17 protein-coding genes are annotated in these 17,262 nt (G+C 65.2%); 7 read left to right on the top strand and 10 right to left on the bottom strand.

The genetic code is table 11. The annotated features are described in order from the left end of the window. Nucleotides 1-26 precede the first annotated feature (26 nt). The gene (locus LRP30_RS10620; protein ID WP_008562090.1) at nucleotides 27-182 is read right to left on the bottom strand and encodes a DUF3096 domain-containing protein; all 156 of its coding nucleotides are present in this window, start codon (nucleotides 180-182) and stop codon (nucleotides 27-29) included. Between the two features lie 223 nt (nucleotides 183-405). Here LRP30_RS10620 and LRP30_RS10615 point away from each other — a divergent pair, with 223 nt between their 5' ends. Continuing rightward, entirely contained in the window at nucleotides 406-759 is a 354-nt protein-coding gene (locus tag LRP30_RS10615) for a DUF1236 domain-containing protein (protein ID WP_128935546.1), read from the top strand. A 249-nt stretch (nucleotides 760-1,008) separates the two neighbouring features. Here LRP30_RS10615 and glyS read toward each other — a convergent pair whose 3' ends face one another. From glyS to LRP30_RS10585, 6 genes are all read right to left on the bottom strand, one after another. Beyond that, a complete protein-coding gene (glyS, locus tag LRP30_RS10610) occupies nucleotides 1,009-3,108 on the bottom strand; it encodes a glycine--tRNA ligase subunit beta (RefSeq protein WP_249760276.1) in 2,100 nt (699 codons plus the stop codon). Next, complete coding sequence (locus tag LRP30_RS10605; RefSeq protein WP_128942628.1) at nucleotides 3,108-4,043, bottom strand: glycine--tRNA ligase subunit alpha; 936 nt, start codon at nucleotides 4,041-4,043, stop codon at nucleotides 3,108-3,110. The genes glyS and LRP30_RS10605 overlap by 1 nt, the downstream gene beginning before the upstream one ends. Nucleotides 4,044-4,261: 218 nt before the next feature. Continuing rightward, complete coding sequence (locus LRP30_RS10600) at nucleotides 4,262-4,453, bottom strand: hypothetical protein (RefSeq protein ID WP_091892621.1); 192 nt, start codon at nucleotides 4,451-4,453, stop codon at nucleotides 4,262-4,264. Nucleotides 4,454-4,558: 105 nt separating this feature from the next. Beyond that, nucleotides 4,559-5,467: a S49 family peptidase gene (locus LRP30_RS10595; protein WP_128935549.1), complete on the bottom strand. Its 909-nt coding sequence runs from the start codon at nucleotides 5,465-5,467 to the stop codon at nucleotides 4,559-4,561. Nucleotides 5,468-5,681: 214 nt separating this feature from the next. Beyond that, a complete protein-coding gene (locus tag LRP30_RS10590) occupies nucleotides 5,682-6,449 on the bottom strand; it encodes a methyltransferase (RefSeq protein WP_249760275.1) in 768 nt (255 codons plus the stop codon). Beyond that, nucleotides 6,442-6,669, bottom strand: coding sequence for a DUF2007 domain-containing protein (locus LRP30_RS10585; RefSeq protein WP_080135683.1), 228 nt, complete (start codon nucleotides 6,667-6,669; stop codon nucleotides 6,442-6,444). Before LRP30_RS10585 ends, LRP30_RS10590 begins: the two co-directional genes overlap by 8 nt. Before the next feature lie 134 nt (nucleotides 6,670-6,803). On the opposite strand from LRP30_RS10585, the gene LRP30_RS10580 reads away from it, so the two are divergent. From LRP30_RS10580 to LRP30_RS10560, 5 genes are all read left to right on the top strand, one after another. Continuing rightward, a complete protein-coding gene (locus tag LRP30_RS10580; protein WP_249760274.1) occupies nucleotides 6,804-7,811 on the top strand; it encodes a polyprenyl synthetase family protein in 1,008 nt (335 codons plus the stop codon). A 283-nt stretch (nucleotides 7,812-8,094) separates the two neighbouring features. Then, nucleotides 8,095-8,610: a helix-turn-helix domain-containing protein gene (locus LRP30_RS10575; RefSeq protein WP_128943216.1), complete on the top strand. Its 516-nt coding sequence runs from the start codon at nucleotides 8,095-8,097 to the stop codon at nucleotides 8,608-8,610. Between the two features lies 1 nt (nucleotide 8,611). Further along, nucleotides 8,612-9,874: a beta-ketoacyl-ACP synthase II gene (gene fabF / locus LRP30_RS10570; protein WP_249760273.1), complete on the top strand. Its 1,263-nt coding sequence runs from the start codon at nucleotides 8,612-8,614 to the stop codon at nucleotides 9,872-9,874. Between the two features lie 43 nt (nucleotides 9,875-9,917). Beyond that, the gene (locus LRP30_RS10565; protein ID WP_249760272.1) at nucleotides 9,918-10,550 is read left to right on the top strand and encodes a LysE family translocator; all 633 of its coding nucleotides are present in this window, start codon (nucleotides 9,918-9,920) and stop codon (nucleotides 10,548-10,550) included. After that, complete coding sequence (locus tag LRP30_RS10560) at nucleotides 10,543-11,418, top strand: alpha/beta hydrolase (protein ID WP_249760271.1); 876 nt, start codon at nucleotides 10,543-10,545, stop codon at nucleotides 11,416-11,418. The genes LRP30_RS10565 and LRP30_RS10560 overlap by 8 nt, the downstream gene beginning before the upstream one ends. Before the next feature lie 125 nt (nucleotides 11,419-11,543). Here the strand turns inward: LRP30_RS10560 and LRP30_RS10555 are convergent, their stop codons facing one another. From LRP30_RS10555 to LRP30_RS10545, 3 genes are all read right to left on the bottom strand, one after another. Further along, a complete protein-coding gene (locus tag LRP30_RS10555; protein ID WP_164934378.1) occupies nucleotides 11,544-12,428 on the bottom strand; it encodes a 4-(cytidine 5'-diphospho)-2-C-methyl-D-erythritol kinase in 885 nt (294 codons plus the stop codon). Between the two features lie 23 nt (nucleotides 12,429-12,451). Further along, nucleotides 12,452-14,248 (bottom strand): tetratricopeptide repeat protein, encoded by a 1,797-nt coding sequence (locus tag LRP30_RS10550; protein WP_249760270.1) that lies wholly within the window; start codon nucleotides 14,246-14,248, stop codon nucleotides 12,452-12,454. Nucleotides 14,249-14,573: 325 nt separating this feature from the next. Further along, the gene (locus tag LRP30_RS10545) at nucleotides 14,574-16,235 is read right to left on the bottom strand and encodes an electron transfer flavoprotein-ubiquinone oxidoreductase (RefSeq protein ID WP_249760269.1); all 1,662 of its coding nucleotides are present in this window, start codon (nucleotides 16,233-16,235) and stop codon (nucleotides 14,574-14,576) included. A 135-nt stretch (nucleotides 16,236-16,370) separates the two neighbouring features. On the opposite strand from LRP30_RS10545, the gene LRP30_RS10540 reads away from it, so the two are divergent. Further along, entirely contained in the window at nucleotides 16,371-17,180 is an 810-nt protein-coding gene (locus LRP30_RS10540) for a uracil-DNA glycosylase (RefSeq protein WP_249760268.1), read from the top strand. Nucleotides 17,181-17,262: the final 82 nt, after the last annotated feature.

The raw sequence follows: 17,262 nt of genomic DNA, 5'->3' as shown, positions 1-17,262 counted from the left end.
GACGGACAGTTCCGAAAAGTGAACGCCTAGAAGCGGAGCCACTTCAGGAGCCCAAGCCCGATCGCGCCATTCACGATGAGGAAGATCGCGACGATCAGATTGAGGAGTCGCGGCATGATCAGGATGAGCACGCCCGCAATCAACGACAGGATCGGCGAAATGTGGGCGACGGTGATGTGCATGAATTATCTTTCTGTGGAGGTGGACGAATCGCGGGCGGATCATAGCGGCCCCGGTTCCGCGAGTAGAGACGCGCAAGACCGATGCGAGTTCCCGGCTTCGCGAAAACTGCCCGAAATTGCCGCGGATACGGCAGGCCCTTTCCCGGAACATTGCGAAGTCGCATGCATTGGCAACCGAATGCGCCACTGGCGCTTGCCGAACATCACTTCGAAGGAGTTGCCCATGCGAAACAGGATTCTTGCGCTCGCGGCGCTGTGCGTTGCGATCGGCTCGCCCCTCGCGGCACAGGCGCAAAGCGATGTCACGGTGGGACGCGCGCCCGCCGTGGTCGACAGCAGCCCGACCATTGCGGCCGACCAGCGGGTAGCCTTCCGCGACTATGTCGTCGAACAACGTGTGCCGCCCTTCCGCATCCCGGATCGCGTGGTGGTCGGCGCCATCTTACCCGAGAGCGGCATCACCTATTATGACGTGCCGCAACGTTTCGGCGCCACCACCTATCGCTACACCGTCGTGAACGGCGAGACCGTGCTGGTCGAACCGCGCTCACGCCGCATCGTCGAGGTGCTGAACTGAGATCGACGACCTGAGATCGACTAGATGTCCGGCGCGCCACATCAGGCGGCGCGAGCAGTGTTAATCGGACATCAGGCCCCGCCCGGTCCTCCCCCCGCCGGGTGGGGCTTTTTTGCGCCACACCAATAGCCGCCATTCCGGGACACGCCGAAGGCGTGGACCCGGAATCCATCGGGCCGCAGCGCATGAGGATGAATGGATTCCGGGCTCGCGCTCCGCGCGCCCCGGAACGACAGCCTCCTGCGCGACTCAATCCTGGATCTTCGAGAAATCCGCCACCGCCCGCGTGGCGCTGCGGATCTCGTTCAGCAGCTTCAACCGGTTCTCGCGCACCTGCGCATCGTCGTCATTGACGCGAACCTTGTCGAAGAACGCGTCGACCGGCGGACGCAATTTCGCCATCGCGCTCATCGCGGCAGCAAAGTCTTCCTTGGCGACGGCAGCGCTCGCTTCCGCCGTCACCTCATCAATAGCTTTCGCCAGCGCCTTCTCCTCGTCGAGGCTATAGAGCATGGCATCCGGTGCGCCATGGTACAAACGCTTGTCCTTCTTCTCCTCGATCGAGAGGATGTTGCTGGCGCGCTTGGTGCCGGCGAGCAGGTTCTTGCCATCGTCGCTATCGAGGAACTTGCCGAGCGCCTCGACTCGGCGGACGATCATCAGGAGATCGTCCTGGCCGCCGAGCGCGAACACGGCATCGACGAGATCGTGCCGCGCCCCCTGCTCGCGGAGTTGGACTTTCAGGCGGTCGGCGAAGAAGGCGAGCAGGTCACTCGGAAGCTTTTGCGCATCGGCCGGCTTGACCGACAAGCCGGCGAGTGCGGACGCCGCCACCTCCATGAGCGACAAACGCAACGCGTTCTCGGCAATCAGCCTGATCACCCCGAGTGCTGCCCGCCGCAGTGCATACGGATCCTTGCTGCCCGTCGGCTTCTCGTCGATGACCCAGAAGCCGACGAGCGTATCGATCTTATCCGCGAGCGCCACAGCCACGCTGACCGAATCTGTCGGCACGCGATCGGCAGGACCTTGCGGCTTGTAATGCTCCTCGCAGGCAGCAGCGACGGATGCATCCTCACCCTGTGCCAACGCGTAATACTTGCCCATCAGGCCCTGCACTTCCGGGAATTCGCCGACCACTTCGGTCAGCAGATCCGCCTTGGCGAGATGTGCGGCACGCATCGCCTTGGCGACATCGGCTCCGACCAGCGGCGCGATCTCGGCGGCGAGGCGTTCGATACGCTTGATGCGCTCCGCCTGCGTGCCGAGCTTCTCGTGGAACACGATCTGCTCGAACTTCGGCAGCCGATCCTCGAGCTTCGTCTTCAGATCGGTCTCGTAGAAGAATTTTGCATCGCTGAGCCGCGCGCGGATCACGCGCTCGTTGCCGCCGATGATGGTCGCACCGCCATCGGTGGCCTCGATGTTGGCGACCAGGATGAACTTGTTGGCGAGTTTGCCCGTCTTGGGGTCGCGCACTACGAAGCACTTCTGGTTGTTGCGGATGGTGGCGCGGATCACCTCGTCGGGAGTTTTCAAGAACTCCTGCTCGAACGAGCCCATCAGCACGACCGGCCATTCGACGAGGCCTGCGACCTCATCGAGCAGGTTCTGGTCCTCGACCAGCTCGAAGCCTTGCGCGAAGGCAAGCTGCTTGGCGTCGGTCAGGACCGCGTCCTTGCGCCTGTCAGGGTCGAGCACGACCTTCGCATTCAGGAGCTTGGCTTCGTAGTCCGCGAAACGGCGGACAGAAATAGCTGATGGCGCGAGGAAGCGATGGCCGTAGGTGGTCTGGCCGGCCTCGATGCCATCGACCGAGAATTTTACGACATCGGGCTCTTCGGTCTCGAGGCCGAAGGTCGCGGTGATCGCGTGCAGCGGACGCACCCAGTTGAGCGAGCCGGCCTTGGCCGAGCGCGCGCCCCACCGCATCGATTTCGGCCAGGGGAAGGTGCGGATGATGACGGGCAGGATTTCCGCGAGCACGTCGATGGCGTCGCGGCCGGTCTTCTCGATCAGCGCGATGTAGAAGTCGCCCTTCGGGTCGCGCTGGATCTTGGCTTCGTCCAGCGATTTCAGACCGGTCGCTTTCAAAAAGCCCTGCACGGCCGCATCGGGGCCGCCGACTTTCGGTCCGCGGCGCTCGGTCTTGAGATCAGGCTGGCGCGCAGGGATGCCGTGCACGGTGAGCGCAAGGCGGCGCGGCGTCGCGAAGGCTTTCGCGCCCTCATAGACGAGGCCTTCGGCGACGAGCTTGTCCGTGACCAGGCGGCGCAGATCGTCGGCCGCCTTGGCCTGCATGCGCGCGGGGATTTCTTCCGAGAACAGTTCAAGCAACAATTCGGGCATCAGGCCGCTCCACCGGCTTCGGTGTGCACCCAGGCTTCGCCGCAGGCTTTCGCCAGCTCGCGGACCCGGAAGATGTAGCTCTGTCGCTCCGTCACCGAAATCACGCCGCGCGCGTCGAGCAGGTTGAAGACATGGCTCGCCTTGATGCACTGGTCGTAAGCCGGCAGCGCCATCAGATGCGCCTCGCGCTTCTCGTCCTTCCAGCCAGCATCGAGGTATTTCTTGCAGGCCGTTTCGGCCATCTTGAATTGCTCGAACAGCATCGCGGTGTCAGCGTGCTCGAAATTGTGCCGCGAATATTCCTGCTCGGCCTGGAAGAACACCTCCTTGTAGGTGACCTTCTCGGCGCCCTCACGACCGTTGAAGTTCAGATCCATGATGCGGTCGACGCCTTGCAGATAGCAGGCCAGCCGCTCGAGCCCGTAGGTGAGCTCGCCCGCGACCGGCGCGCATTCGACGCCGGCGACCTGCTGGAAATAGGTGAACTGGCTGATTTCCATGCCGTCGCACCAGCACTCCCACCCCAGGCCCCAGGCGCCCAGCGTCGGGCTTTCCCAGTCGTCCTCGACGAAGCGGATGTCGTGCACGGCGGAATCGATGCCGATGGCCGCGAGCGACTTCAGGTACAGCTCCTGAAGGTTCGGCGGCGACGGCTTGAGGATGACCTGGAACTGATAATAGTGCTGGAGCCGGTTCGGGTTCTCGCCGTAGCGGCCGTCCTTGGGCCGGCGGGAGGGTTGCACATAGGCGGCATTCCACGGCCTCGGACCGAGCGCGCGCAGGGTCGTCCCGGGGTGGAAGGTGCCGGCGCCAACTTCCATGTCGTAGGGCTGAAGGATCACGCAGCCGTAATCCGCCCAGTAGCGCTGCAAGGCCAGGAGCAGGCCCTGGAACGAGCGTTCCGGGCGCATATGGGCGGGCAATGAGGCGTCCATCGTCAGATCAGGCTCTCGCGGGGGGTTGAATCGCGCGGGACCGTATCGACGGCGGGGATGGGAATCAAGGCGAAGGGGGCTTTCTTACCTCGCCCGCCTGCGGGAGATGTCGGCGCGAAGCGCCGGGTGAGGGCTTGGGGTCCTCGCTCGTGGAGAGACCCTCTCCCCAGCCCTCCCCCGCAAGCGGGAGAGGGGGCGCACCTTGCGCGCGGGAAGAGCTAGCCCGGCCGGTAAGCTCCGGTCACGGGGTCACGTTTCAGCGTCTGGATGTCCCCCATAGGGGCGGCCTCGGTGACGCGCGACAGGCGCATCTCCTCCAGCTCCTGGTTGATCCGGACAGCGGTCTTGTAGGCCCAGCGGACCACGGCAAGCCCGCCCAGGACGCCCGCGAAAGCGACGAACGGCGGCATCGGTCGATCCTTGTCTAGTGCTCAGCCCCCACACGTATTGTTGCGCAGATGGACCTGCACCGCAATCGGAGCGTCGAGGGGCCAAATGGCGCGGGAGCGCGAGCCCTAGAACCCGAATTTCGCCCAAATCGCCCGCGTCTCGACCGCCGAGATCAGCTCGTCCGGCAGGCCGGCCATTGATTCCAGGGCCGAAAGCTGCCCCGCGCCGGGCGCTTTCCGGCCCAGAAGGCCGGAGAGGAGCCCGGTCGGCTGCGCGATCACGGGGGTGAGAACCTTCTCGCCATAGCGGGCACGAAGAGTTGAGCGGATATCACCGATGCCGTCGGCGAGCCCCAGCGCGATCGCGCTCTCGCCGGCCCAGTATTCTCCCGTGAACAGGGTGTCGTCCGCGCCCTTCAGCCGCGCGCCGCGGCTGTCCTTTACCAGCGAGATGAAGATCTGGTGGATCTCGCGCTGGATCGCCTTCAGCTTGGCGACGTCATCCGGGTTTTCCGGAAGGAACGGGTCGAGCATCGCCTTGTGGGCGCCGGCGGTGTAGAGGCGCCGCTCGACGCCGAGCCGCCTGATCGCCTCCTGGAAACCAAAACTGCCACCGACCACGCCGATCGAGCCGAGGATCGAAGAGGGATCGCAGATGATCTCATCGCCGGCACAAGCGATCATGTAGCCGCCCGAGGCCGCAACGTCCTCGACGAAGACCAGCACGGGCAGCTTCTTCTCCGCCGCGAGCTGCTTGATGCGCAGGTAGATCTGGCGCGACTGCACCGGTGAGCCGCCGGGCGAATTGATCACCAGCGCCACCGCCTTGGCGTTCCGATACGAAAACGCCCGCTCCAGCACCCGTGCGACGGTCGCGAGCGTCATGCCCGGACGCAGCGGCGTCACTGCGCCGATTACGCCGGATAGCCGCACCACCGGCACGATTGCCGCGCCGGGCCGGAAACGCGCCGGCAGATATTGCATGAGCTTGTCGGCCAGGCCGGAACTCTCACGATCGTTCAATTGTTCGGCCATGCCGTTACCTCTGCTTAACCATTTCTTATCACGCGACTGTCATTGGAAGTGCCTGGAACGTGTTTTGCAGATTTTCCGTTGGGAGGCTGCAATGAGGCAGCGGAGAACGCCATGAAAATCTATTTGCTGATGCTGCTGATCGGTGCGCTATTCATGGCGATCCGTCTGACGACGCCGCAGGAACAGCAGTCGGAATCGCTTCCGCAGTAGGCCGTCACAGCTCCGCCAGCGGCAACACCGCCCTCCCCTCCAGAATCTCCTTCACCTCTTTCTTAGGGACGCCTGACTCGTCGTTGAGCATGAGGCCCGGCAGCAGTCGCGTCGGCGCCCGGCCGCCTTTGACTGCGCGCACCAGCACCCGGATCGCGGGACGTCCGGCTTCCCCATGAACCGGAAGAATCGACCGGCTGCCGAAGCCGCGTGACAGCGCTGCCAGGACGTCGGCGATCCCATCTGCACGCCAGATCAATGTCAGCACGCCATTCGATCGCAGGATGCGCCGCGCCGCATGCACCCATGCATTCAGCGTCTCCTCGCTCGCGACATGGGCGGTGTGACGCGCCTGGTCCGGCGACCCGCGATGCCGAGCCGGATCGTTGAAAGGCGGGTTCATCAGCACCACGTCGACGCTGTCGGGCGCGAGCCCATGTGCCGCAAACGCCTGGGCATCGGCCGTGACGTCGAGCACGATCGCCTCGGCGGCAATTCCATTCGCCGCGGCGTTGGCCCGCGCAAGCTCCGCCAGCTCCGGATCGATCTCGACCAAGCTGAGGTTGATCCCCGCCACGCGCCGGGCGAGCGCGAGGCCCGCCGCGCCGATGCCGGCGCCGAGATCGACCACGCGATCGCCTGCCCTGGCCTCGGTCGCCGCCGCGAGCAGGATGGCGTCGTGCCCGGCGCGATGGCCGGACCGCTTCTGCTTCAGGCGTAACTGCCCGCCGAGAAAGGCGTCCTCGGTGATATCAGCCGGCGCCTCAATCATCGCCGCGCAGTTCGTGGCTGAGGCCAGCCTCGGTGAGGAGCTGACGGGCCTCTAGGGCGTCGTCTTCATGGACCAGGATACGGCGCGGCAAAATGCCGAGCGAGCCCTCGATGATGCTCATGTTCTGGTCCAGCACCAGATGATGGATGTTGGCACCGTCGAGCAGTGCGCCGATCGCCGACACCAGCACCATGTCGTTGGTCCGAACCAGTTCACGCAAAACGCAGGTCTCCTGCCTGAAAAAGGGGGAAAGCGACAAATGTCAATGGTTCCGCGGCACTTGCCGCGTCCGCCGCCAGTTTCTATTGTCTTTCCATCAGAATAGCCCTTCCGGGGCAAATATTGGAGACCGGCGTGGCCGTCATCGTACCTTTCGAAACTCCCGGCGCGTCGATCGAAGAGCTGGTTACCCTTGTCGCCGGTGACATGGAGCGCGTCAACGCCACGATCCTGTCGCGGACCGGTTCGGATGTAACCATGATCCCGGAGGTCGCCAACCATCTGATTTCCTCCGGAGGAAAACGACTGCGGCCGATGCTGACGCTCGCCATGGCCAACCTCGCCGGCTACACCGGCGACGGCCACATCAAGCTCGCCGCCTCCGTGGAGTTCATGCACACCGCGACCCTGCTCCACGACGACGTCGTCGACGAGAGCGAGATGCGCCGCGGCAAGCTGTCGGCGCGCATGCTCTGGGGCAACGAGGCGAGCGTGCTGGTCGGCGACTTCCTGCTCGGCCAGGCTTTTCGCATGATGGTAGAGGTCGGCTCGCTGCGCGCGCTCGACATCCTCTCCGCGGCCGCCGCCACCATCGCCGAGGGCGAGGTGATGCAGCTCGCGGCTGCCAAGAACACCGCGACCACTGAGGACGAATATCTCGCCGTGATCCGCGGCAAGACCGCCGAGCTGTTCGCGGCCGCCTGCGAGGTCGGCCCTGTCATCGCCAACCGTCCGAAGGCGGAGCAGACCGCCTGCCGCTCGGTCGGCATGAATCTCGGCATCGCCTTCCAGCTCGTCGATGACGTGCTCGACTATGGTGGCAAGAGCGCCAAGCTCGGCAAGAACACCGGCGACGATTTCCGCGAGGGCAAGATCACCCTGCCGGTCGTGCTCGCCTTCCGCCGCGGCAACGACACCGAGCGCGCCTTCTGGATCCGGGCGCTGGAGCGCGGCGAGATCGGCGATCCCGATCTCGACCACGCCATCGGCCTGATGAACAAGCACCGCGCCCTCGAGGACACGCTGAGCCGCGCCCAGCACTACGGCGCCATGGCGGTCGACGCGCTGGCGCTGTTCCCGCCCTCGCCGATGAAGAGCGCGCTGGAGCAGGTGGTGGCGTTCTGCCTGGCGCGGTCGCATTAGGCGCGCCTCTACGGCACACACCGGCGACACCGGTGAGATCCGCCCACCGCTGCCTCCACATCGTCATTGCGAGCGCAGCGAAGCAATCCAGAATCCCTCTGCGGAAATAGTCTGGATTGCTTCGCTCCGCTCGCAATGACGGAGTGTGGTGCACGACCATCTTTCGCCAACTCGCATTTCAACTTACCCCACAGCCCCCGCGGTCGCGCCGCTTCCTTACCGGCCTCCACCCGCGCTCACCTAGTAACTTGCATTTTGAAAGTAACTACCCTACCTTCCCGCCATGCAGCCCAAATCCCCTTCCATCCTGGAATGCCCGGTCGGCCGCGCCGTGGAGACGGTCGGCGAATGGTGGAGCATCCTGATCCTGCGGGATGCGTTTCAGGGCGCGACGAAGTTCGACGAGTTTTCGCAAAGCCTCGGCATCGCGCCGAACATCCTGTCGCGGCGGCTCGCCCATCTTACCGAGAGCGGCATGTTCGTTCGCCGCCGCTATCATGAGCGGCCGCCCCGCTACGAATATGTGCTGACGGATAAGGCGCGAGATTTCTTCCCCGTGATCGTGGCGCTGCTCGCCTGGGGCAACAAGCATCTCGCTCCCAAAGGCGAATCTATCCTGCTGGCGAACCGAAGCGACGTTCGCCCGCTCGATCCTGTCGTCGTCGACGCCGCCGACATGCGTCCGATCACGCTCACCAATGCAGTCGTCATCGCAGGCCCCCGCGCCAGCCGCGGGATGCGCGCGCGGCTCGCTTCGCTCAAAGCCATGAACCCGGCCGTCGCGCCGGCTGGAGACTGACATGCGTCGTATCGTTGTGACCGGAATGGGCGCAGTGTCGCCGCTTGGCTGCGGTGTCGAACTGTCCTGGCGCCGGCTGCTGGCCGGTCAAAGCGGGCTGCGCCCGCTGCCGGAATGGGCGCAGGCACTGCCGGCGCGCATTGCCGGGCTCGTGCCCGACAGGGCCGATGACACCGAAGGCGGCTTCGATCCCGCACAGGCGGCCGCGCCAAAAGACCAGCGCAAGATGGACCGCTTCATCCTGTTCGCGCTGCTCGCCACCGCAGAAGCGGTGACGCAAGCCAAATGGATGCCGCAAGACGCAGCGGCGCAGGAACGGACTGCGACGATCATCGCCTCCGGCGTCGGCGGCTTTCCGGCGATGGCAGAGGCGGTGCGCATCACCGAGCAGCGCGGCGCGCGCCGGCTCTCGCCGTTCACGATCCCCTCGTTCCTCGCCAATCTCGCCGCCGGCCACGTCTCGATCAAATACGGCTACAAGGGAGCGCTGGGCACGCCCGTCACGGCCTGCGCCGCCGGCGTGCAGGCGATCGGCGATGCCGCGCGGATGATCCGCGCCGGCGAAGCCGACGTTGCGATCTGCGGCGGTGCGGAAGCCTGTATCGATATCGTCAGCCTCGGTGGCTTTGCAGCCGCACGTGCACTGTCGAGCGGCTACAACGACGAGCCCGCGCGCGCCTCGCGCCCGTTCGATCGGAAGCGCGACGGGTTTGTGATGGGCGAAGGCGCCGGCATCCTGGTGATCGAGGGGCTGGAGCATGCGCTGGCGCGCGGTGCAACGCCGATCGCGGAGATCGTCGGCTACGGCACGAGCGCGGATGCCTATCACATGACATCGGGTCCGCCCGATGGCGACGGCGCCCGCCGCGCCATGGAGATCGCGCTTCGGCAGGCGGATCTTGCGCCCACGGATTTGCAGCACCTGAACGCGCATGCGACGTCGACGCCGGCCGGCGACGAGAGCGAGCTTGGTGCGATCGGCGCGCTGTTCGGCCGTAACCGCGGCATTGCCGTGAGCGCGACCAAATCGGCCACCGGCCATCTGCTTGGCGCCGCCGGCGGTCTCGAGGCGATCTTCACGGTGCTCGCTTTGCGCGACCAGATCGCGCCGCCGACACTCAATCTCGAAAACCCAGATCCTGGCGCTGATGGCATCGACATCGTCTCCGGCGCAGCGCGGCCGATGCCGATGCAAAGCGCCATCTCCAACGGCTTCGGCTTTGGCGGGGTCAATGCCAGCGTGATCTTCCGCCGGATGGGCTAAACGAGGGCCTTGCAATCGCGTCAGGCTTCGTTACCAAAACAGCATGATCACGACGAATTTCTGGCTGTTCCTGGCAGCAGCCTGTCTCATTGCCGCCATTCCAGGTCCCGGCATTTTCTATGTCGCGGCACGGACCTTGTCGGAGGGACGCATCAGCGGCTTTGCATCAACCGCGGGCACGGCGCTGGGCGGACTGGTTCATGTGGTGGCGGGCAGCCTCGGCATCTCCGCGATCATCCTGGCCAGTGCCGAACTGTTCGCGGCCGTAAAATTCGTCGGCGCGCTCTATCTGGTCTGGCTCGGTATCAAGACGTTCCGCAGCGCCGGCCGGACGCTGTCGCTCGAGAGCGAGCCCGTCGGCGACAAGCGCGCTTTCCGCGACGGCGTGCTGGTGGAGGCGCTGAACCCGAAGACCGCGGCGTTTTTCCTCGCCTTCATTCCGCAATTCCTGGATCCCGCGGGATCGAACCCCACGCTGCATTTCATCGTGCTCGGCGCGATCTCGGTGATCTTGAACACGCTCGCCGATGTGGCGGTGGTGCTGATGGCATCAGCAACGCGCAAGCAGCTGATCGGAAGGCCGCATCTGATGCGGCGACTTACGCAAGGCTCGGGCGTCTTCATCGCCGGCCTTGGCCTGTCGCTCGCACTGGCGCGGCGGCCGGCAAATGGCTAGCGCCCCGCAAAGCCGCTATTATGAATCGCACGGCCTGCGGCTGCATTATGCCGACTGGGGCAATGACGGCGCGCCCGTCGCCATCCTGGTCCATGGCGGCCGCGATCATTGCCGCAGCTGGGACGTCATCGCAGAATCGTTGCAGCCGCACTTTCACGTGCTCGCACCCGACCTGCGCGGACACGGCGATTCCGAATGGACCCGAGGCGGCAGCTACGCGCTGACGGAATATGTGTACGATCTTGCCCAGCTCGTCCGCAGCATCGCAGCGCCTCAGGTGACGCTCATCGGCCATTCGATGGGCGGCATGGTCAGCCTGATCTTTTCAGGATCATTCCCCGAGCTGGTCGCGAAGCTCGTCGTCCTCGACGGCGTGACCATGTTGCCGGATACGCCGAAGCCGCCGGTGCATGAGCGCATCGGCAAATGGATCGCCCAGCTCGACAAGCTGCATGACCGCACGCCGCGCCGCTATGCGAGCCTCGAGGCCGCAGCCGCGCAGATGATGCTGCACAACAAGCGCCTCGCCCGCGACCTCGCGCTGCATCTCGCCACGCATGGCGCGCGGCGGAACGAGGACGGCACCTATAGCTGGAAGTTCGATCCCTACCAGCGCGCCAGCGCGCCGCACCGGCTCTGGCCGGACGACCACGTCGCGCTGTGGTCACGCATCGCCTGCCCGACGCTGCTGCTCAACGCCGGCGAAAGTTTTCTGGCGGGCGCAAAGGCAGCAGGCCTGGAACGGTATTTTCGGAACGCGCGCATCGAGACCATCGCCGGGGCGGGACACTGGCTGCAGCATGACCGGCCGCAGGAGGTGCTGGGCGCGATCCGAAATTTTCTTGGGCTGGCAGCGGTCAGCAGCTAACTCAACTGCCGTAGGGTGGGCAAAGGCGCAACAGCGCCGTGCCCACCATGCATCCAGATTGCACGAATAAGTTCGTGGGCACGCTTCGCTTTGCCCACCCTACGGCACCGTCTTCGCAGAAATACCTAGCTCAACGTCCCCGCATGCACCCACCAGCCGGGGTGATCGCGCCGGATCTTTTCGGCGGCGGTATGGGCCTCGGCCGGCGCGCCATAGATCGCAAAGCACGTCGCGCCGGAGCCGGACATGCGGGCGAGCTTGACGCCGGCGGAATCGCGCAAGGCTTGCAGCACCTCGCCGATGACAGGTTCGATGCGCATCGCGGGCGCTTCGAGATCGTTGGGGACGGTCTCGAGAACGTCGACCCAGTCAGCGATCGACGCCCCCTCCTCCGGCCAGGCCGGGGCGCGGATGACGTCGGTGACGCCGACCAGGAGCTCGCCGTTGCGCAGGCCCAGCGCCTTGAACACGTCCTTGGTCGCGACCGGCACGCGCGGATTGACCATGACGCAGGGCATGCTCGGCAACGCGAGCGACAGCAGCTGCTCGCCGACCCCGGTCATGTCACAGGCGCGCGATTGGAGACACACCGGCACGTCCGCGCCGGTCGCGAGCGCGACCTTCTGAACGCGGGAATCATCGAGCGACAAATCGTTGAGACGCGCCAAGAGCCGCAGCGCCGCCGCGGCATCCGCCGAGCCGCCGCCGATGCCGGCTGCAACCGGGAGCACCTTGTCGAGCACGAAGGCGCCCAGCTTCAGGCCGGGCACAGCCTCGGCGAGAAGCTTGGCGGCCTTGAGCACGAGATTGTCGGCGGTGTCGCCGCAAGCTGCCGCCAGCGGTCCGGTGGCGGTGAGCTTCAGTTCGCCACCCGGCTCGAGCGTCAGCCGGTCGGCGCAGTCGGCAAACGCAACCACGCTTTCGAGATCATGATAGCCATCGGCACGACGGCCGACGACGCGAAGGCTCAAATTGACCTTCGCCCGTCCCTCTTCAATCAACGCCGACATCGGCGACACGCCCCCAATAAACCTCAGCCGCCCTTGCCGTCGTCCTTCTTCTTCTCGGCCTGCGCCGCCGAAGAGTTCGAATTGTCGTCCGAGAGCCCGTTGGCGATCTTGGCCTCGATCTTCGGCAGTTCTTCCGGCTCGGGCTTGAGATCGCGCGCATGCGACCACTGGAATTTGGCTTCCAGCGTGCGGCCGACGCGCCAGTAGGCGTCGCCGAGGTGATCGTTGATGGTGGGATCCTCGGGCTTGAGATCGATCGCGCGCTCGAGGTTCTTCACCGCCTCCTCGTAATTGCCGATGCGGTAATAGGCCCAGCCGAGGGAGTCCACGATATAGCCGTCGTCGGGACGCTGCTCGACGGCGCGCTTGATCATCTTCATGCCTTCGTCGAGATTCACGCCCTGGTCGATCCAGGAATAGCCGAGATAGTTGAGGACGTGCGGCTGATCGGGCTGCAGCTCGAGCGCTTTCTTCATGTCGGATTCGGCCTTGGCCCACTGCTTGGAACGCTCCTCGCAGATGCCGCGATAGTAGTACCAGACGCTGTTGGCCTTGTCGTTGCCGGCCGGCAGCACATCGATGCCTTGCGAATAGGTCGCACCGCAATCGCCGAACTTCTTGCGGCCGCGCTCGATGTTGCCGAGCGCCATGATGGCTTCGAGATCCTTGGAATCCTCCGACGTGACGCCCTTGAGGATCTTGATCGCCTCGTCGGTGCGGTCCGCGGAATCGAGGTCAATGGCGAGCTGGATCTGCGCGTTGCGCTTGAGCGGCGAGGACGAGGGCACGCGCTCGTAGACCTTGATCGCCATCTGCGGCCGCTTCACCGATTCATAGAGATCGGCGAGCGAGAGCAGCGCCAGCGGATGGCTGGGCTGGAGGTAGAGCGAGAGCTGGAGATAGACCAGCGCCAGATCCTCGCCGCCACGGCGGGTCAGCGTGGCGCCGATGCCGTAGAGCGCTTCGGCGGCGCCGGCTTGCGCGGAATCGACGAGCGGCGGCATCTTCTTCCCGGCCTTGGTCTCGCGCAGGCCTTCCACGATCAGCGGATGGCGGGCGAGCTTCTTGTCGAAAGCCTGGTACACGGTGGTCGCGGCGGCGGAATCCTTGTTGCGCGACAGCCAGCGCGCATAGGCCTCGGTGACGCGCAGCATGGAATCGTCGAGCTTGTAGGCGCGCTCGAAGCGGGTGCCGGCATCCTTCTCCTTGCCGGAGAGCTCGAGGATCATGCCCGCGTGGAGGTCCTTGAACAGCGGATACCATTCCGGACCGGCCAGCTTGTCGATGGTGGCAACACCGCCCTTGGCGTCGCCCGCACCATAGGCGGCCCAGCCCGACAGCAGCGTGGCGACGAGATCGGTGATCGGACCGCGGATCGACTGGTTGATGTTGGTTTGCGCCGTCGCATACTTCTTCAGCTTGAGATCGTGCACGCCGACGACGAGCCGCGCGACGCGGTTGGTCTTGTCGATGGTGAGGATGCGCTCGGCGAGCTTGACGGCCTCGTCGATGTCGCCGTCGGCGACCGAGGAGATGAAGGCGCGGTCGAGCAGTTCGTTGTTCTTCGGATCGGTGCGCAGGGCCGAGCGGTAGAACGCGGCGGCGGAGGAGGCGTCGCGCTCGACGCTGGCGTGGCGGGCGGCGAGATAGCTGCCGGCGCCGGTGAGCGACTTCAGATCGTTCCGGGTCGGAAACTGCGCCGCCGTGTTTTCCGGGTGATCCGGCGTCTGCGCCAGGACCGCGCCGGGGACCGCGACGAACGCGGTGCCCATGAGAGCGATGGCGGCAGCAGTCCAGCGGTTGAAACGATTTGAAAACATCAGGGCTCGCCTTGAGTTGGTAGTGCCTGGGTCTGCAGCAGAAGGCCGTATCGCATGCGAACGCGGCCGGTCGCATCGGGACCCGGAACCGTCAGGCCGACAATGCCGCTTTTGGCGCTTCGCCGCAAGGATTCGGACCGGGCGATCCCCGCCGCACGCCCCAAATCGGTCAGATGAATCGGCCAAGAGCGCCCCAAGACGCTGCTACTATGGCCTTATCGTGGCCGCGGGCCGCTCCCGCGGCCCGGTTCTCACGCGAACGTGCGTCACATTGCCGGGGTCGCGTAACCTTGGTTACATCGGCCCAGGCTGCATGTTCCCCGGCTTACATCGCCTCGTAATTCGGGCCACCACCGCCCTCCGGGGGAACCCAGGTGATGTTGCCGTTGGGGTCCTTCACGTCGCAGGTTTTGCAGTGGACACAATTCTGGGCGTTGATCTGGAAGCGCGGGCCAGAACCCTCCTCAATCCACTCATAGACGCCGGCCGGGCAATAGCGGTTCGAGGGACCGGCGAACACGTCGTGCTCCGAGGTCTTCTGGAGGTTCATGTCCGTGACCTTCAGATGGATCGGCTGATCCTCCTCGTGATTGGTGTTGGACAAAAACACCGAGGACAGCTTGTCGAAGGTGATCTTGCCATCCGGCTTCGGGTAGTTCTTCGGCGCGTGGCTCTTGGCCGGATCGAGCGTGGCGCGGTCATGCTTGCGATGCGACTGCGTGCCGAACAGCGATGCGCCGAACAGCGTGTTGCACCACATGTCAAAGCCGCCCAGCGCGACGCCGAGCACGGTGCCGAACTTCGACCACAGCGGCTTGACGTTGCGGACCAGGAACAAATCCTTGCCGACCGACGACGTGCGCCAGGCATTCTCGTATTCGACGAGCTCGTCATTGGCGCGCTCGGCGGCGATCGCCGCGGCGACATGTTCGGCGGCGAGCATGCCGGTGCCCATTGCATTGTGCACGCCCTTGATGCGCGGCACGTTGACGAAGCCGGCCGCGCAGCCGATCAGCGCGCCGCCGGGGAAGCTCAGCTTCGGCACCGACTGGTATCCGCCCTCGGTGATGGCGCGTGCGCCGTAAGCTAGCCGCTTGGCGCCTTCGAAAGTGCCGCGGATCGAGGGATGGGTCTTGAAGCGCTGGAATTCGTCAAACGGCGACAGATAAGGATCGTCGTAATTCAGATGCACGACGAAGCCGACGGCGACGAGATTGTCGTCATAGTGATAGAGGAACGAGCCGCCGCCGGTCTTCATGTCGAGCGGCCAGCCGAAGGAATGCTGGATCAAGCCCTTCTGGTGCTTGGCGGGATCGATCTGCCAGACCTCCTTGAGGCCGATACCGAATTTTGGTGGCTCGGCCTTGGCGTCGAGTGCGAATTTGTTGATGAGCTGCTTGGTCAGGCTGCCGCGGGCGCCTTCGGCAAACAGCGTGTACTTGCCGAGCAATTCCATGCCACGGGTGAAGGAATCTTTCGGCTTGCCGTCGCGGCCGATGCCCATGTCGCCGGTGGCGATGCCCTTGACCTTGCCCTCCTCGTCATAGAGCACTTCGGCCGCAGCAAAGCCCGGATAGATCTCGACGCCGAGTGCCTCGGCCTTGCGCGCCAGCCAGCGGCAGACATTGCCGAGCGAGCCGATGTAGCAGTGATGATTGTCCATCAGCGGTGGCATCATGAAGCCCGGCAGCTTGATCGCGCCAGCGCCCGTCATCCAGTAGAAGCGGTCGTCCTTCACCTGCGTCTTCAGCGGGCAGTCGGAATCCTCGCGCCAGTCCGGGATCAGCTTGTCGAGCCCCGCCGGGTCGATCACGGCGCCGGAAAGAATGTGCGCGCCGACCTCGGAGCCTTTCTCCACCACGACGACGTTGAGATCGGCGTTGAGCTGCTTCAGCCGGATCGCGGCCGACAGGCCGGAGGGGCCGGCGCCGACGATGACGACGTCGAATTCCATGGATTCGCGCGGGGGAAGTTCTTCGGTGCTCATCTGATCTCAGCCCTTGAGACGGTCCTTGGTCGATTGCGCCCTCTTGTTTCCGATTTTTCCGGGTAGGACAACCTCGGAATCGCGTTCTGCCGGGATGCAAGGCCGCCCAAGGTGATATAATAGTCAAACTTTCCCATGATCCCCGAGCCCGCACCCACCGTTCGTGAGCTTCTCGCCTTCTATCTGGAGGCCGGTGTCGACTGCACGCTCGCGGAGGAACCGATCGACCGCCTGGCGGAATTAGATGCCCCGCCGCCGGCCGAGCGCGTGGCACCGCCGGTCGAGCCATCGCGGCCGGTCGCCGCGCCGACGGTCATGCGCGGCGAAGCCGCCCCTGCGCCCGACGTCGCGATCGCTTCCGCACGCGAGGCTGCGCGGACCGCGCCGACGCTGGAGGCGCTGCGCGAGCTGATGCAGAGCTTCGAGGGCTGCGCGCTGAAGCATACCGCGACGCGGCTGGTGTTCGCCGACGGCAATCCTAGGGCGCGCATCATGTTTGTCGGCGAGGCGCCCGGGCGCGACGAGGACATCGAGGGACTGCCCTTCGTCGGACGCAGCGGCAAGCTGCTCGACCTCATGATCGGCGCGATCGGGCTCAACCGCACCACCGCCTACATCGCCAACGTCATTCCCTGGCGGCCGCCCGGCAATCGTACGCCGACGCCGCAGGAGACCCAAATCTGCCTGCCCTTCATCCAGCGCCAGATCGAGCTGGTGAATCCGGACGTGCTGGTGACGCTCGGCAATCCCTCGACGCAGACGCTGCTGTCGACGCGCGAAGGCATCATGCGCACCCGCGGCCGCTGGTTCGACTACGACACCGGTCAGCGCACCATCCGCGCGCTGCCGACATTTCACCCGGCGTACCTGCTCCGCTCGCCGTCCTACAAGCGGCTGGCCTGGCAGGATCTGCGCGCGGTCGCAAAGGTGCTGGCGGGCACGTGAGGGGCGGAATGCTCCCTCCCCGTCATTGCGAGCGCAGCGAAGCAATCCAGGCTGCCACCGCGGAAAGACTCTGGATTGCTTC

Source organism: Bradyrhizobium sp. C-145 (assembly GCF_023375135.1).
Taxonomy (GTDB): Bacteria; Pseudomonadota; Alphaproteobacteria; order Rhizobiales; family Xanthobacteraceae; genus Bradyrhizobium; species Bradyrhizobium zhanjiangense.
This window is presented reverse-complemented; position numbering and strand designations above follow the sequence as displayed.

Coding starts and splice junctions, on each gene's coding strand:
- LRP30_RS10620 (WP_008562090.1), bottom strand. CDS start 182: ATGCACATCACCGTCGCCCACATTTCGCCGATCCTGTCGTTGATTGCG.
- LRP30_RS10615 (WP_128935546.1), top strand. CDS start 406: ATGCGAAACAGGATTCTTGCGCTCGCGGCGCTGTGCGTTGCGATCGGC.
- glyS (WP_249760276.1), bottom strand. CDS start 3,108: ATGCCCGAATTGTTGCTTGAACTGTTCTCGGAAGAAATCCCCGCGCGC.
- LRP30_RS10605 (WP_128942628.1), bottom strand. CDS start 4,043: ATGGACGCCTCATTGCCCGCCCATATGCGCCCGGAACGCTCGTTCCAG.
- LRP30_RS10600 (WP_091892621.1), bottom strand. CDS start 4,453: ATGCCGCCGTTCGTCGCTTTCGCGGGCGTCCTGGGCGGGCTTGCCGTG.
- LRP30_RS10595 (WP_128935549.1), bottom strand. CDS start 5,467: ATGGCCGAACAATTGAACGATCGTGAGAGTTCCGGCCTGGCCGACAAG.
- LRP30_RS10590 (WP_249760275.1), bottom strand. CDS start 6,449: ATGATTGAGGCGCCGGCTGATATCACCGAGGACGCCTTTCTCGGCGGG.
- LRP30_RS10575 (WP_128943216.1), top strand. CDS start 8,095: ATGCAGCCCAAATCCCCTTCCATCCTGGAATGCCCGGTCGGCCGCGCC.
- fabF (WP_249760273.1), top strand. CDS start 8,612: ATGCGTCGTATCGTTGTGACCGGAATGGGCGCAGTGTCGCCGCTTGGC.
- LRP30_RS10565 (WP_249760272.1), top strand. CDS start 9,918: ATGATCACGACGAATTTCTGGCTGTTCCTGGCAGCAGCCTGTCTCATT.
- LRP30_RS10560 (WP_249760271.1), top strand. CDS start 10,543: ATGGCTAGCGCCCCGCAAAGCCGCTATTATGAATCGCACGGCCTGCGG.
- LRP30_RS10555 (WP_164934378.1), bottom strand. CDS start 12,428: ATGTCGGCGTTGATTGAAGAGGGACGGGCGAAGGTCAATTTGAGCCTT.
- LRP30_RS10550 (WP_249760270.1), bottom strand. CDS start 14,248: ATGTTTTCAAATCGTTTCAACCGCTGGACTGCTGCCGCCATCGCTCTC.
- LRP30_RS10545 (WP_249760269.1), bottom strand. CDS start 16,235: ATGAGCACCGAAGAACTTCCCCCGCGCGAATCCATGGAATTCGACGTC.
- LRP30_RS10540 (WP_249760268.1), top strand. CDS start 16,371: ATGATCCCCGAGCCCGCACCCACCGTTCGTGAGCTTCTCGCCTTCTAT.